General features: G+C 64.6%; 17 protein-coding genes. 10 read left to right on the top strand and 7 right to left on the bottom strand.

The window, feature by feature from the left end; translation table 11 throughout:
* Positions 1-120: 120 nt before the first annotated feature.
* On the top strand, positions 121-1950 hold the full coding sequence (locus ORI27_RS22480) for a glycoside hydrolase family 2 protein (RefSeq protein ID WP_265999321.1): 1830 nt from the start codon (positions 121-123) through the stop codon (positions 1948-1950).
* A 69-nt stretch (positions 1951-2019) separates the two neighbouring features.
* Here the strand turns inward: ORI27_RS22480 and ORI27_RS22475 are convergent, their stop codons facing one another.
* Complete coding sequence (locus tag ORI27_RS22475) at positions 2020-2343, bottom strand: hypothetical protein (RefSeq protein WP_265999275.1); 324 nt, start codon at positions 2341-2343, stop codon at positions 2020-2022.
* A 260-nt stretch (positions 2344-2603) separates the two neighbouring features.
* Between ORI27_RS22475 and ORI27_RS22470 the strand changes: the two genes are divergently transcribed.
* A complete protein-coding gene (locus ORI27_RS22470) occupies positions 2604-2891 on the top strand; it encodes a hypothetical protein (RefSeq protein WP_265999274.1) in 288 nt (95 codons plus the stop codon).
* Positions 2892-2961: 70 nt separating this feature from the next.
* Here ORI27_RS22470 and ORI27_RS22465 read toward each other — a convergent pair whose 3' ends face one another.
* From ORI27_RS22465 to ORI27_RS22450, 4 genes are all read right to left on the bottom strand, one after another.
* Positions 2962-3327 carry a hypothetical protein gene (locus ORI27_RS22465; RefSeq protein WP_265999273.1) on the bottom strand — a complete coding sequence of 122 codons (366 nt, stop codon included), beginning with the start codon at positions 3325-3327 and terminating at the stop codon, positions 2962-2964.
* A 168-nt stretch (positions 3328-3495) separates the two neighbouring features.
* Entirely contained in the window at positions 3496-3918 is a 423-nt protein-coding gene (locus ORI27_RS22460) for an organic hydroperoxide resistance protein (protein WP_265999272.1), read from the bottom strand.
* A gap of 16 nt (positions 3919-3934) precedes the next feature.
* Entirely contained in the window at positions 3935-4360 is a 426-nt protein-coding gene (locus ORI27_RS22455) for a MarR family winged helix-turn-helix transcriptional regulator (RefSeq protein WP_265999271.1), read from the bottom strand.
* A 114-nt stretch (positions 4361-4474) separates the two neighbouring features.
* On the bottom strand, positions 4475-4933 hold the full coding sequence (locus ORI27_RS22450; RefSeq protein ID WP_265999270.1) for a hypothetical protein: 459 nt from the start codon (positions 4931-4933) through the stop codon (positions 4475-4477).
* Between the two features lie 29 nt (positions 4934-4962).
* Here ORI27_RS22450 and ORI27_RS22445 point away from each other — a divergent pair, with 29 nt between their 5' ends.
* The 6 genes from ORI27_RS22445 to thpD all read left to right on the top strand — a co-directional run bounded on the left by ORI27_RS22445 (position 4963) and on the right by thpD (position 10417).
* A complete protein-coding gene (locus ORI27_RS22445) occupies positions 4963-6423 on the top strand; it encodes an alpha-L-fucosidase (protein ID WP_265999269.1) in 1461 nt (486 codons plus the stop codon).
* 10 nt (positions 6424-6433) lie between these two features.
* Positions 6434-6937, top strand: a complete 504-nt coding sequence (locus ORI27_RS22440; RefSeq protein ID WP_265999268.1) for a nucleoside deaminase — start codon at positions 6434-6436, stop codon at positions 6935-6937.
* Positions 6938-7216: 279 nt separating this feature from the next.
* A complete protein-coding gene (gene ectA / locus ORI27_RS22435; RefSeq protein ID WP_265999267.1) occupies positions 7217-7804 on the top strand; it encodes a diaminobutyrate acetyltransferase in 588 nt (195 codons plus the stop codon).
* A gap of 17 nt (positions 7805-7821) precedes the next feature.
* A complete protein-coding gene (gene ectB / locus ORI27_RS22430; protein WP_265999266.1) occupies positions 7822-9129 on the top strand; it encodes a diaminobutyrate--2-oxoglutarate transaminase in 1308 nt (435 codons plus the stop codon).
* Positions 9126-9518, top strand: coding sequence for an ectoine synthase (locus ORI27_RS22425; protein ID WP_265999265.1), 393 nt, complete (start codon positions 9126-9128; stop codon positions 9516-9518). The genes ectB and ORI27_RS22425 overlap by 4 nt, the downstream gene beginning before the upstream one ends.
* Entirely contained in the window at positions 9515-10417 is a 903-nt protein-coding gene (thpD, locus tag ORI27_RS22420) for an ectoine hydroxylase (protein WP_265999264.1), read from the top strand. Before ORI27_RS22425 ends, thpD begins: the two co-directional genes overlap by 4 nt.
* On the opposite strand, the gene ORI27_RS22415 is transcribed toward thpD, so the two are convergent.
* Together ORI27_RS22415 and ORI27_RS22410 are read right to left on the bottom strand one after the other, a co-directional pair.
* The gene (locus ORI27_RS22415) at positions 10418-11185 is read right to left on the bottom strand and encodes an amino acid ABC transporter ATP-binding protein (protein WP_265999263.1); all 768 of its coding nucleotides are present in this window, start codon (positions 11183-11185) and stop codon (positions 10418-10420) included.
* Positions 11182-12573 carry an amino acid ABC transporter substrate-binding protein/permease gene (locus ORI27_RS22410; RefSeq protein WP_265999262.1) on the bottom strand — a complete coding sequence of 464 codons (1392 nt, stop codon included), beginning with the start codon at positions 12571-12573 and terminating at the stop codon, positions 11182-11184. Before ORI27_RS22410 ends, ORI27_RS22415 begins: the two co-directional genes overlap by 4 nt.
* Before the next feature lie 215 nt (positions 12574-12788).
* On the opposite strand from ORI27_RS22410, the gene ORI27_RS22405 reads away from it, so the two are divergent.
* On the top strand, positions 12789-13238 hold the full coding sequence (locus tag ORI27_RS22405; protein ID WP_265999261.1) for a cupin domain-containing protein: 450 nt from the start codon (positions 12789-12791) through the stop codon (positions 13236-13238).
* A 17-nt stretch (positions 13239-13255) separates the two neighbouring features.
* Positions 13256-14617, top strand: coding sequence for a phenylacetate--CoA ligase family protein (locus ORI27_RS22400; RefSeq protein WP_265999260.1), 1362 nt, complete (start codon positions 13256-13258; stop codon positions 14615-14617).
* Positions 14618-14619: the final 2 nt, after the last annotated feature.

The following is a 14619-nucleotide window of genomic DNA, read 5'->3' as shown; positions in this document are numbered from 1 at the left end:
CCGGATGACCGTGTGTCGCCGCCGCGTGGTCGCCTCTGGGCTGGCCGCGCCGCCGCCGCAGTCACATTGACGCTTCTGGCTTTCGCGACCATCGCAAGCCCGTCGGCGAACGCGGTGGTGATGTGGCATCCGAAGGCCGCGCTTCTGCCCACTCCGTGGACGAAGCTGGTGGGGCCGGAGAACGCGTTGCCGAATTACCCGCGACCGCAGATGGCGCGCAGCGCCTGGCTGAACCTCAACGGGGTGTGGGGCTATCTGGGTAGGTCCACGGGCACTGTCCTGCCCGCTCCGCCGCCACCAAGCGCTTACCGCGAGCAGATCCTGGTCCCGTACCCCGTCGAGTCGGCCCTGTCCGGCATCGAGCGCCATGACGACGAGATGTGGTATCGCAAGGTGGTCAAGCTACCGAGCAATTGGGTCGGCCGGCACGTGCTGTTGCACTTCGGTGCCGTGGATCAGGTCGCCACCGTGTGGGTGAACAACAAAGAGGTGGCCCACCATAACGGCGGTTACACCGGATTCAGTGCCGACATCACCGAGGCGCTGCGGTGGCCGGGGGCCCAGGAGATCACGGTGCGGGTCCGAGATCGCAACGAGGCCAACCCCTTTCCGGTCGGGAAGCAGCGCAACAAACCCGAGGGGCTGTTCTATACGGGCGCATCTGGAATCTGGCAGACGGTGTGGATGGAACCGGTGCACGCCGCCTACATCGACAAGCTCGACATCGCCACGGATCTGACGAGCATGTCGGTCACGCCCCGGGTGGCCGGAACCAGGGGTCAGCGCGCCGTGGTGTTCGTCGCCGAGCCCGGTGGCCGCGTCGTGGCGGTCGGGTCGGCGGGTGCGGGTGACACCATCCGACTGCCCATCCCCGCTCCGCGCGTGTGGACTCCCGACGATCCGCATCTGTACGACCTCAAGGTCGCGCTGGTCGACCCGTCGGGAAAGGTGGTGGATGCGGTTTCCAGCTACGCCGGGTTGCGCACGATCGGGACGGTTCCCGACGCGCAGGGCCGGCCGCGAATCGCGTTGAACGGCAGGATCACTTTCTTGCACGGCCCGCTGGACCAGGGCTACTGGCCGGACGGGATCTACACCGCGCCCACCGACGGCGCGTTGAAGTCCGACCTCCTCCGGATCAAGGAACTGGGGATGAACTTCGTGCGCAAGCACGGCAAGGTCGAACCGGCGCGGTGGTACTACTGGGCGGACAAGCTGGGCCTGATGGTGTGGCAGGACATGCCCTCGCTCGATGTGTCGCTCGATATTCCGGTGGGCCCCGCGCCGGAGCCGGCCCCGGCAGCCAAGGCCAATTTCCAGAAGGAATTGCTGGCCATGATCGACCAGCTGCGCAGTGTGACATCGATCGTGGGCTGGGTGCCGTTCAACGAAGGCTGGAGCGAATTCGATACTGCGCGAATCGCCGGTGTGGTCAAGACCGCCGACCCGACGCGCATGGTGGATGCCAACAGTGGAGTGAACTGCTGCAAGTCGCGCGGGGACACCAGGGCCGGCGACATCTACGACGATCACACCTACGTGGGTCCCGGCCGGCCCAAGCTGCTCAACAACCGTTCGAAGGCGCACCAGCGAGGTCCCGTGCCCGTCGACAAGCGGGTGACGGTCGACGGCGAATACGGCGGATTGGGGCTGGTGCTCGACAAGAACCGGTGGCCAGGACGGCCACAGGCCTACGAGATGGCCAACGACCCGGTGCGCCTGACCGATCGATATGTGGAAGTCAGCCGGGCGCTGGAGGAGATCGTCCGAAGAGACGGCCTGTCCGGTGCGGTCTACACCCAGACCACCGATGTCGAGAATGAGGTCAACGGATTCCTCAGTTACGACCGGTGGCGGGTCAAGATGCCGATTCCCATTGTGGCGGAACGGAGTCGCGCGGTGATCACGGCGGGAACGCCGGGGATGGTGCCCCAAGACGTGCGTCGATGATCGGCAACGGCCCGATCAGGCCGCTGCCGATCACCACCATCTGTTCGGTCTGATAGGTAGCCGTCGATGTCAGCGGGAGCAGTTCAGCGACACTGTGATCGTGCGGTTCACCACGATCGGTACCAGGATGTCACGGCCACGACCGCGGTCGAGCTCCACGAATTGGGTTTGATCCTGTGGATTGCGCACGCTGGTGACAGTGCACTGATCCAGCGGCGCTGAGCCGATCCGGTCGACCTTGACGTCGAACCCCTGCGCCTCCAACTGCCCGATCGTGACCGCCGCCGACTCGGCCTGAGCCGGGCTGGCCAGGCTGACCAGCATCCCGAGCGCCGCGAGCGCGCCGGCAGCGGTCAGTGCCAGGTGATACTTGAGATTGTGGTTCGTTGTCATCGTGAAGCCTCCTGTGCGGGGGAGCCGTCGGGCTCGTGAACTGATGACTTCGAGGGTGGCCGAACGGCGCGGTCGCGGCTTGGAGGTTCCGTGGAGATTGGCCGGAGATCGGCCAGAGGTCAATCGCCAGCATCCAAGGGGTGGTCCTGGCAGCCGACGACTTTCTTCCGCCCGCTTCGGGACCTTCGTCCATAGGGCTGAGCGCGGGTGCGCAATAGCGTTTGTGGCAGTAGTCATCCAACTTGTAGAGAGGACCTGATATGCCCGACGTCAGCGATGCGCGTACTGATCCATCACCCGCCGGCGAACTTCTCGAGGAAGTACACGAATCGGCCAAGGTGGGCCAGAATGCTGCGGCCGATGCCCTGCGGATCTTCCGCCAGACCGTCAACGAGGCCGTGCCCGAGGCGCTGCAACCGCTGCGCACAAAGCTCGTCGACGCCGCGATCGAGCTTGCGGACAAGCTCGTCACTGCGCAATATCAGTTCAACCGCAACCTTATTCGCAGTGCTGACCGGGCATTGGGCTCGGATGATGCAGACAAATAGTCACTGCCGGTGACCAGCGGAGTGATCGATGCGGGCAGAATCCGCGGGAACGCCGGGTCTGCCCGCCCGATCACGATCGCCCATCGATCGCCAGGCGGTCGCCATTGTGGCGCGAGAGCACGAGGTCCAGTCGCTGTACCCGTCTGGTGAGCGGCTCACGCAGTCGAATCGCATCACTCACCTGGTTGGGCCACAAATACCGCCACGCCGAGTAACTGTTCTTCATCCTGTACACGTTGAAACCGGCCTTGCTGAATGGCCGCAGCACATCTACCGGTCGTAGGTGCGGGTCGGGCCACCATCGCGGTGACAGTTCGACGTCGATCTTCACCAGGCGCAACGAGGTGATCTCTGCGAACGTCAGGATCGCGTCGAGTGGCAGCGCGTCGATCGTCGACTCGGCGTGCAGGCCGCGGGTCGGCAGCGCGGTCGACATCCCGGCGTTATGGTGCGGAACCGTACGTACGAACTGTCAGCCAGCGTCGGACTGGTGTCGGTGCCTGCGTCCGACACCCAAACCATGGACGAATTGCTCGCCCGCGCCGACGAGCCGATGTACGCGGAGAAGAACGGCAAGCCGTCCTCGCGGCGTCCCGCGTGATCGTCAGTCGTCGGTGACGGTCAACTTCACGTCGATGTTGCCGCGCGTGGCGTTGGAATACGGGCACACTTGATGGGCCTTGTCGGCCAGCGCGACGGCGGTGTCGTGGTCGACGTTGGGCAGCACCACCTCGAGTTCGACGGCCAGGACGAAACCGCCGGCGTCGTTGCTTCCCAGCGAAACTTTCGCGCCCACAACCGAATCGGTGACGTCGGCTTTCTCCTGGCGGGCGACCAGGCGCAGCGCGGAGTGATAGCAGGCGGCGTAGCCGACAGCGAAAAGCTGCTCGGGGTTGGTCCCGACGCCGGAGCCGCCCAGCTCCTTCTGGATGCTCAGATCGAGGTCGATCTTGCCGTCGGAGGTTCGCCCGTGGCCGTCCCGGCCTTCCCCGGTGGCCAGCGCTTCGGCGGTGTAGAGCACGTTCATCTCGATTCCCTTCTGTTCACTGGTTCAATGTGTCGGTCAGTCGTACAACTGCATCGCGCAGGGCGAGGATCTCTTCCAGGCTCATCTCCGATGCCGCGAGCAACCGCTCGGGCACGCAGGAAGCCTTGTCCTGCAGTCGTTTACCGGCCGGCGTGAGGAGAACGTCGACTCGCCGCTCATCCTCGGCGGATCGTTCTCTGGTCACATACCCCACCGCCTCCAGGCGTTTGAGCAACGGTGAGAGGGTGCCGGAGTCGAGGTGCAGCCGTTGGCAGAGCCGGCCCACGCTGGCGCGGTCCTCCTCCCACAACACCAGCAGCACCAGGTACTGCGGGTAGGTGAGGTTCAGTTCCGCGAGTAGGGGACGGTAGGCCGCCGTGACCGCACGCGACGCCGAGTACAGGGCGAAACACAGCTGATCGTCGAGGCGGGGAGTGGTCACGACCAGAACTATAGGACACAACTAAATTGTGTACAACTTAAAAATGGGGGTGGCTCGGAGAGGGGACTCCGCCACCAAGCGTCGTCAGCCGAACGTCTCGCCGATGATCAGATTTCAGAAGCTGCCGGCTGCCCAGGACCCGGGCGGGTAGGGCGGAACCGTGCCGTCGAAGGCGCCGTCGGTGATCGCGCACAGCGTGTCGCCGATCGTCCCGCCGTTGGCGAGGCTCGTCACCGAGTTGTCGCTGCCGATGCGCACGACGACGGCCTGCCAGAAGTAGGTGATCCCGCCGTGTTCGTACCAGGCGAACCAGTCGTCGTTGCGGTGGCCGGCGCGGATCAGTCGCCGAAACGGAAGGGACGGATCCAGCACGCTATCGGTGCTGTTGAACGGTGCACCGATGTCGGCGATCGGCCCGATCAGTTTCGTCAGCGGCGTCGGCAACTGCGCCACACTCGACACCTCGGTAGCGGGAGTGGTCAGCCGGCAGTTGATATCGGGCACGGCGCCCGCCGGCGCCGCGAGCGTCATCGCCGCGGTCAAACCGGCAATACCGATCGCGAACGCCCTCATCGGAGTCAACCTACGCGTACCCTGCGCCCATGTACGCCCCAACCTGGGAATCGGTGGGAACGCATCCGCTGCCGGATTGGTACGACGATGCCAAGCTCGGGATCTTCCTGCACTGGGGGCTGTACTCGGTGCCCGGATGGGCGCCGCAGGTACCCGACATCCAAGAGCTGCTCACGACCAAGGGTCCCGCAGACCTGTTGCGCGACAACCCTTACGCCGAGTGGTATCTCAACTCCAGCCGGCTGGAGGGCAGTCCCACCTGGTATCACCAGCGCGACACTTACGGACCCGATGCCACCTACGACGACTTCGTCGCCCCGTTCGACCAGGGCACCGCGAATGCCGATATGGCGGCCATCGCCGAGGTGTGCCGCGATGCAGGAGCGGGTTATGTGGTGCTCACCGCCAAACACCATGACGGTTTCTGCCTGTGGCCCACGGCGCTGGAACATCCCCGCAAGGGCCGCTACCGCGCGAAGCGGGACATCGTCGGCGATCTGCGCAGCGCCGTTCTCGACGCCGGCCTGCGCATGGGTCTCTACTACTCGGGCGGGTACGACTGGCCCTACAACGATGCGCTCCTGGAGAACCCGGCCGACAGCCTCCTCGCCGTCCCGCATACCCCCGACTACCGCCACTACGCCACCGAACACGTACGCGAGCTGATCGGGCGTTATTCGCCCTCGGTGCTGTGGAACGACATCTGCTGGCCGGCGGGCGGTGATCTGGCAGCGCTGTTCGCCGAGTACTACAACGCAGTACCGGACGGGGTGATCAACGACCGGTGGATCCAGCCACCCGCATACCGAGGGGCGATCTCTGACTCACTGATCCGCCTGGGCGGGTCTCTGGTGCAACGCTTTTGGCCCTTGATACCTGCGGACCGCAGGTCGCTGACCTTCCCGGCCAGTCACCACTACGACATTCGCACCCCGGAATACACCCGGTTCGAGACCATCCAGGAGAAGAAGTGGGAAGCCACCCGCGGGGTGGGGCACTCGTTCGGCGCCAACCGCAACGAGCGGCCCGAAGACATCGTGACCGCCACCGAACTGGTCCGTTCCCTCGTCGACATCGTGGCCAAGAACGGCAACCTGCTGATCGGCATCGGCCCGGACGAACGCGGCCGTATCCCCGGTGAACAGCTGACCCCGCTGCGTGGGTTGGGACAGTGGTTGCGCGGCAACGGCGAAGCCGTCTTCGGAACCCGGCCGTGGCACATCGCGGAGACGACCACGACCCAAGGCGGTGCGGTTCGGTTCACCCAGCGCAACGGTGCGATCAATGCCGTGTTGCTGGAGGTGTCGACGGCCGAGTTCGGGATCCGCGGCCTCGACGCGAGCGAGGTGGCCGAGGTGCGGATGCCGGCTCTCGGTGAACCGGTGGACTGGCAGGTGAAGGACTCGATGCTGTGGGTGCGGCTGCCCGAGCGGATACCGGCCGCGCCGGCTTACGTGCTGACGCTGGGCCACCGCGCGCGACCGGTCTAGCCTGGTATGTGTGGTTGATTTCGCCGCGCGCACGATAGACATCGCCAGACGCAACGTCGCCGAGGGCGGTAGACCCTTCGCCACAGTCATCGTCAAAGACGGTGAGGTTCTGGCCGAGAGCCCGAATCGGGTTGCCCAAACCCATGATCCGACCGCTCACGCCGAGATACTCGCGATCCGCGAGGCGTGCGTGCGAATCGGAACCGAACACCTGCTCGGGACCACCATCTATGTGCTGGCCCACCCGTGCCCGATGTGCCTTGGCGCCCTTTACTACTGCTCGCCGGACGAGGTCATCTTTCTGACCGCCAGGGAAGACTACCAGCCGCACTACGTCGACGACCGAAAGTATTTCGAGTTCGACACCTTCTATGCCGAATTCGCCAAACCCTGGCAGCAGCGTCGGCTGCCGATGCGTTACGAGCCGCGGGAGGACGCTGTCGAGGTGTACCGGTTCTGGCAAGACCGCAACGGGGGCTCGTCACGCGTTGCCGGTGCTCCGCCGCCGGTGTGACCTCAGCAGTTGGCAAAGATTTATTCGCGACAATCGTTGATTTCGAGCAACCGATGCCGACCGTTCGTTGATAACAATCTGATAACGGCCACCGGTTGTGAGCCAAACCTCCATGACGGCTGTCTGCACTGGTAGCGCCGGTGGGGAGTGGCTGATGTGCAGGTGGTCGCCGTATCTCGCCGCTTGCCCGTCGACCTTTTGCTGTCCTACGGTCACCTCGCCGAAGACTTGAACTGATGATGATCGATTGCTTGTTCGGTGGTGAGTGTCAAACCCGTTATGAATGCTTTGGACAATCGTGGGCTGAAGAGTCCGCATGCCGCTGGTGCGGAGGGTGCTACCAGGCAACGAGTACCGTGGGCGCGTTACCTGCGGCGCCCGGTCGGTGCCGACGCCGTCGCGATGCAGCAATTGGTCGCCGCGACCCGCGTGCTCGACGTCAATTCGACGTACGCATACCTGCTGATCGCCACTGACTTTGCCGCGTCCTCCATCGTTGCGGATTGCGACGGGGAGCTGTGCGGATTGATCACGGCGTACCACCCGCCCGCCAGGCCGGAGGTGTTGTTCGTCTGGCAGGTCGCGGTGGCTGAACACGCCCAGGGGACCGGGCTGGCGGCGACCATGCTCGACGCGCTCGTGGACCGGGTCCGCAGGGCCCGACACGGCCATCCCGTCACGGTCGAAGCGACCGTGGCTCCCGGCAATCGCGCGTCACGGGCATTCTTCAGTGGTTTCGCGCGACGTCACGGCGTCCCGATCACCGAGCAGTCCCATTTCACCGCCGATCTTCTCGATCCCGAGGGCGCCCATGAGGACGAGCCGATTCTGCGCATCGGCCCCATCACCGCGGCTCTCACCGACTGAAAAACCGGAAAGGAAACATGACTAGCCAGGCAATGATGCCTTCTCTCAACGAGTCTGATTTACCCGAGGTCTACGACACGGTGGAATCCGAAGTACGGAGCTACTGCCGCGGCTGGCCGGTGGTGATGGCCGGAGCCAGCGGGTCCTGGTTGACCGACAGCACGGGGCGTCGGTATCTCGATTTCTTCGCCGGCGCAGGCGCGCTCAATTATGGGCACAACAATCCGATTCTCAAACGGCCGCTGATCGACTACCTGGGCCGCGACATGATCGTGCACTCGCTGGACATGGCGACCGAGGCGAAGACCGCCTTTCTGGAGACCTTCGAGCGGTTGATCCTCGCTCCGCGGGGTGTGGACTACAAGGTGCAATTCCCAGGCCCCACCGGTACGAACGCCGTCGAGGCGGCGCTCAAGCTGGCCAGAAAGGTGACCGGTCGCGAGTCGGTCATCAACTTCACCAACGCGTTCCACGGGATGACGCTGGGATCGCTGTCAGTCACCGGAAATTCCATGAAGCGGGCCGGTGCGGGTATCCCGCTGGTTCATGCGACCCCGATGCCCTACGACAATTACTTCGACGGCGTCACCGAGGATTTCCACTGGTTCGAGCGGGTGCTCGACGATTCCGGCGGGGGGCTCAACCGTCCCGCCGCGGTGATCGTGGAAACCGTGCAGGGCGAGGGCGGACTCAACGTGGCCCGGCTGGAATGGCTGCGCGCGCTCGCCGAACTGTGCGAGCGTCGCGACATCCTGCTCATCGTCGACGATATCCAGATGGGTTGCGGACGGACCGGCCCGTTCTTCAGCTTCGAGGAAGCCGGCATCACTCCCGACATCGTCACCCTGTCCAAGTCGATCAGCGGATACGGGTTGCCGTTGGCGCTCACGCTGTTCCGTCGTGAACTCGATGTATGGGCACCTGGCGAACACAACGGCACCTTCCGCGGTCACAACCCGGCCTTCGTGACCGCTGCCGCTGCCCTCGAAGGGTATTGGCGCGACGGTGCTTTCGCCGCGCAGACGGCCGCGAAGGGTCGGCTGATGCGTGAACGGCTGGAGGCGGTTGCGGCGTCCTATCCGGGAATCGATGCGCGCGGACGCGGGATGGCGCAGGGCTTGAAATTCGAGGATGCGCCCGCCGCCGCGGAGGTGTGCCGCGCGGCCTTCGATCGCGGCCTGCTGGTCGAGACCAGCGGACCCAGCGACGAGGTGGTGAAGCTGTTGCCGCCCCTGACCACCTCGGAGTCCGAAATCAACTACGGCATGGACATTCTCGCAGAGTCCATCGCCGTGACAACCTCAGACCGAGGAGTGCACCAGTGATTGTCCGAACCACCGATGAGATCACCGGCACCGACCGCGATGTATCGGCCAAGGACTGGAGATCCAAACGCATCATTCTGGCCGGTGACGGTGTCGGATTCTCCTTCCACGAGACCACCATCAATGCCGGCTCCGTGAGTGAATTCCACTACCGTCACCACGTCGAGGCGGTGTGGGTGGTCGAAGGCAGCGGAACGCTGACCAACCACGAGACCGGCGAGGAGCATCCGCTGCGTCCCGGCACGATGTATCTGCTGGATGGCCACGAGCGTCACAGGGTGACCTGTGAGGACCAACTCCGGATGATGTGTGTCTTCAATCCGCCGGTCACGGGGAAGGAGATTCACGACGAGACCGGCACGTATCCGCCCGCGGAGCTGGTCAAATGACCGCTAGAACGCTCGACAACTATCCCACGCGGCTGGACCGGGCGATGGCCCCGATCGCACGGATGGAACCCACGGTGTGGGGGCAGGAGGCCGATGGTCCGCTGTGCGACGCGGACCTGCGCGCAGTAGCGACCGACGGGTACCTGCTCCGCCCTCAGACCCTGGGACAGAACTGGTTGACGCCGGTGGCCGAGGAACTCGACCGGATTTCTCGTCAGGCGGGCGACGACGACCCCCGCATTGTTCGCGAACGGCAGGGGAGTCTTCGTTCGGTGTTCGAGCCGCACGTGTTCAGCGACGTGATCGCCGAGATCATCGGCCTGGATACGGTGTTGCCGGTGGCCCGCCAGTTGCTGGGCAGCGACGTCTACCTGCATCAGGCGCGGATCAATGTCATGCCGGGCTTCATCGGCAGCGGGTTCTATTGGCACTCCGACTTCGAGACGTGGCACGCCGAGGATGGCATGCCCGCCATGCGGGCGGTGTCGTGCTCGATCGCCCTCACCGAGAACTTCGCCTACAACGGTTCTTTGATGGTCATGCCCGGAACGCACAAGACGTTCTATCCGTGCGTCGGCGCCACCCCGGAGCGCAACTACGACTCCTCGTTGATCCGGCAGGAGATCGGTGTACCCGATCACGACACGTTGACGGCGGCGGCCGCCCGGCACGGCATCGCCCAGATCACCGGCCCGCCCGGGACCGGTCTGTGGTTCGACTGCAACATCATGCACGGATCGGGGTCCAACATCACGCCCTATCCGCGGTCGAACATCTTCCTGGTGTTCAATTCGGTGGTCAACAAGCTGTGCGAACCCTTCGCCGCCGCGGAGCCCCGGCCGGAGTACCTCGCCGCTCGTACCGCCCAGCCGTACAGCATGCAGGCGGCGGCGTCGTAGTCAGAGCACCTTCGACAGGAACTCCTGCAACCGTTCGCTCTTGGGGTTGCCGAACACCTCGTCGGGGGTGTCGTCCTCCACGATGTTGCCGTCGGCCATGAAGATCACCCGCGAGGACACCTCCCTGGCGAAACCCATCTCATGGGTGACCACCACCATCGTCATGCCGCCCTCGGCGAGATCGCGGAGTACCTGCAGCACATCGCCGACCATCTCGGGATCCAGTGCACTGGTGGCCTCGTCGAACAGCATGATCGAGGGACCCATGCACAATGCCCGGGCGATCGCCACGCGCTGTTTCTGTCCACCGGACAAGGTGGACGGCTTCACGTTCGCCTTCTCCGCCAGCCCCACCTGGCCGAGCAGCTCCATCGCCTTCTTCTCCGCTGCGGCCTTGTCCATCTTCTTGGTCATCAGCGGAGCCAGCGTGACGTTCTGCAGCACCGTCATGTGCGGGAAGAGATTGAAATGCTGGAATACCATGCCGATGTGCTGGCGGACCTTGTCCAGGTCGACCTTGGGGTCGGTCAGGTCGAACTGATCGATGACCACCTTGCCCGCGGTGATGTCCTCCAGTTTGTTCAGGCACCGCAGGAACGTCGACTTCCCGGAGCCCGACGGCCCGATGACACAGACCACCTCGCCTTCCTTGATGTCGGTGGTGATGCCGTCGAGGACGACGAGACTGCCGAACGCCTTCTTGAGTCCGTCGATCTGGATCTTGACGGTCCCCGCGGGCCCGGTGGATTCGGTAGCGGGCTCGGTCATTTCACGATCCTTTTCTCGAGGTAGTCCGAGAGCTTGGTCAGCGCCATGATGACGATGAAGTAGATGATCCCGATGATCAGCCACATGTTGAACGACTGGAAGTTGCGGGCGATGATGATGCGCCCGGTCTGAGTCAGCTCCGCAATGCCGATCACCGACAGGATCGAGGTGTCCTTCAACGTGATCACGAATTGGTTGATATAGGACGGGATCATCGTGCGGATCGCCTGCGGCAGAATGACTTTGCGCATCGTCGGCAGATAGCCGATGCCCAGGCTCCGGGCCGCCTCCATCTGACCCTTGTCGACCGACTGGATACCGCCACGGACGATCTCGGTCATGTATGCGCCGGCGTTCAGCGACAGCGTGATGATGCCGGCTGTCAGCGCCGACATCTGAAAGCCCAGCGCGGCCGGGATGCCGAAATAGATGAAGAAGGCCTGCACCAGCAATGGTGTGCCGCGGAAGATGTCGACATAGGTGGTGCCGATCGCCCGCAGCCAGATCGCCCGCGAAACACGCAGGAGTCCGAACACGATGCCGAGCACCAGCGCGATCGCGATCGAGACGACCGTCAGGATGAGGGTCATCCTGAGGCCTTCCATCAGAATCGGGAAGGTGCTCTTCAACAGCCCGAAGAACGAATTGTCCGTTTCGGCGGCGCCCTTGCCCAGATAGCTGTTGATGATCTCGTCGTAACGTCCGGATTCCCGCAAGTTGTTCAGGCCGTCGTTGAACTTCGTGAGCAGTTCGGCATTGTGCCCCTTGTTGACCGCGAAGCCGTAACTGGAGCCCTGCTGCTTGGGCCCGACCGTCTTGAACCCGTTGCCCTGTGCAATGCCGTACAGCAGCACCGGGTAGTCGTCGAAGATCGCGGCGGAGTTGCCGGTGCGGACCTCGTCGTACATCGAGGCGGAATCAGCGAAGTAGACCGTGGTGAAGCCGTACTTGTCCTTGATGGACTCGGCGAACGTGGCCCCTTCGGTGCCGTTCTTCACCGCGACCCGTTTGCCCCGCAGATCGTCATAGGAGGTGATGTCGTCGTTGGTCGCCAGCACCGCCATCTGCACGCCGGACTCGAAATAGGGGTCGGAGAAGTCGAACACCTTCTTGCGCTCGTCGGTGATCGACATCCCGGCGATCACGCCGTCGGCCTGGTTGGCCTGAACGGCCTGCAGTGCCGCGTCGAATCCGAGCGGCTTTATGGTCACCGAAAAGTTCTGGTTCTTGGCGATCTCATTGATGAGGTCGATGTCGATGCCGACGAATTGGCCATTCTTGTCCTGGAATTCGAACGGCGCGAAGGTGATATCCGTGGCAATCAGGTAGTTCTCGCCGTCGGCCGATGCCCGGGCCGGGGTGATCAACCCGGCGGCGAGCACTGCCATGAGCGCGGCCACCGCTACGGTGACGGCCGTCCGGCCGATTCGTTGTCGAGAAATAATTCGCCGTAACCATCTGGTTGCCATGCGTTTCCTCCCATTTCTCGATTGTTGGGGTGTGGTTCACGCTAACGCGATGTAGGGCCGTGTGCTCGATTTCGCGCACGCTTCGACCCGATGTGGGCCAGGCTGAGGCGCAACGATCGACGAGGAGGAGTGCCATGATCGTCCGAGGGTTGACCGTCGCGGGGATCGCCTCCGCGCTGTGCGCGGTAGTGCCTGTGCCGACGACCGGCGCGACACCTCCCAGCGGTGATGCCGTGCGCACCGACATCGCGGAGGGCAGCACCGAGGCGCCGGTGTCGATCGCCACCGACGGGCCCACGACGCTCGTCGTGCAGGGTCTCGATATGCAACCCGGCGCGGCCAGCGGCTGGCACACCCATCCGGGCGCCGAGCTGTCGGTGATCACCGGCGGCTCCGTGGCGGTGCAGACCGCCACCGCGTGCGATCCGGTCACCTACGGCGCCGGCCAGGCGGTGTACATCCCCGCTGGTATGCCCCACCGGGTCGGCAACGAATCGGGATCGGCGGCCCGGGTGGTGATCACCTATACCCTTCCCGTCGACGCACCGGTTCGCGGCGACGCGCCCGACGCCTGCGCGAACTAGGACCGGATCCCCGACAGATGCCGGACCCACGTGCCGAATACGGCCGCATCCGCGCGGCCCACCTGGCGGCGGTCTCGGCGGCGCTCGAGGACCATCTGGGTCGCCTGGAGTGGTCGCGTGCGCAGATCGAACGCCATAGTGGCAATCGGTTGCGGGCATTGCTGGCCTATGCCCGAGAGCGCTCGCCGTTTCACGCCGCGCGACTGGCCGGCCTGGACCCCGCATCAGCTGAACTGGCCGCCGTGCCGGTGATGACCAAGCAGCAGGCGCAGAACGAATGGGATGCGGTGATCACCGTGCCCGACCTGAACCGGGCCCGTGCCGAGCGTATTCTGGCCGAGCAACAATGGTTTTCGTACACCGAGCACAATCAGCAGGTTTTCAGTTCGGGCGGGTCCAGCGGCGTGCGCGGCGTCTACGTCTGGGATTGGCCGTTCTTCATCAGTGCCGCCTGCCTCGCGTGGCGGATGCAGGCCCGCGACGAGCTTCACGACCCGGTTGCCGGGGAAAGCCGGTTGGCGGTTCTCACCGCGGCCGTGCCCCCACACGCCAGTACGCCGCTGTTCGACGTGCCGACCCGCGACGGGATGCGGACGACGGTGATCGAGGCGGGCGCGCCATTCGACCGGGTGCTGGCCGAGGTGGCGGCGGTGGCGCCGACACATATTGCCGGATATGCGACGGTGATCGGCCGGCTTGCCCGTGCGACGCTGGCCGGCGAACTGGCGATCCGGCCACGCCGGGTCAGCACGAATTCCGAGCCGTTGTTGCCAGAAGATCGCGTCGCCATCGGCCAGGCCTGGGGTGCGACCATCCATAACCTATGGGGCTCAACCGAGATCGGTGTTCAGGCTGTCGGCTGCGGGTACGACGATGGCCTGCACGTCTGCGAGGACGAGGTGATCCTCGAACGAGTCGATGGCGACGGTATGCCGGTGGCCCCCGATGAACCGGCCGCCCGCACGCTGGCCACCGGACTGGCCAACCGGACCTTCCCCTTCATCCGCTACGACCTGGGCGACGAGATCACCTTCCTGCCGGGGCGGTGCCCGTGCGGGAGTGCGTTCGCTCGAGTCGCCGACGTCACGGGGCGCCGCGACGACGACTTCACCTATACTGGGATCACCGTGCCGGCCAGTGCTTTTCGCCATGTACTGGGCACCGACTCGCAGGTCACCGAGTACCAGGTCACCCAGACCACGACCGGCGCGGAGATCCTTGTCGTCGGCCAACCCGATCCGGTGGCACTGTCCCGCGCTCTGGCGACCGCTATGCGGCGCTACGGTCTTCGGCATCCGACGATCAGCGTCGCGGTGGTCGAGCAATTGCCGCGTCGCCGGGCGACCGGCAAGTTGACCCGCTTCGTCCCGTTGCGTTAGAG

It is taken from the genome of Mycobacterium pinniadriaticum, assembly GCF_026242045.1.
GTDB classification, from domain to species: Bacteria; Actinomycetota; Actinomycetes; order Mycobacteriales; family Mycobacteriaceae; genus Mycobacterium; species Mycobacterium pinniadriaticum.
Note: the sequence above shows the minus strand (reverse complement) of the source record. Positions and strands in the feature narration are given on the sequence as shown.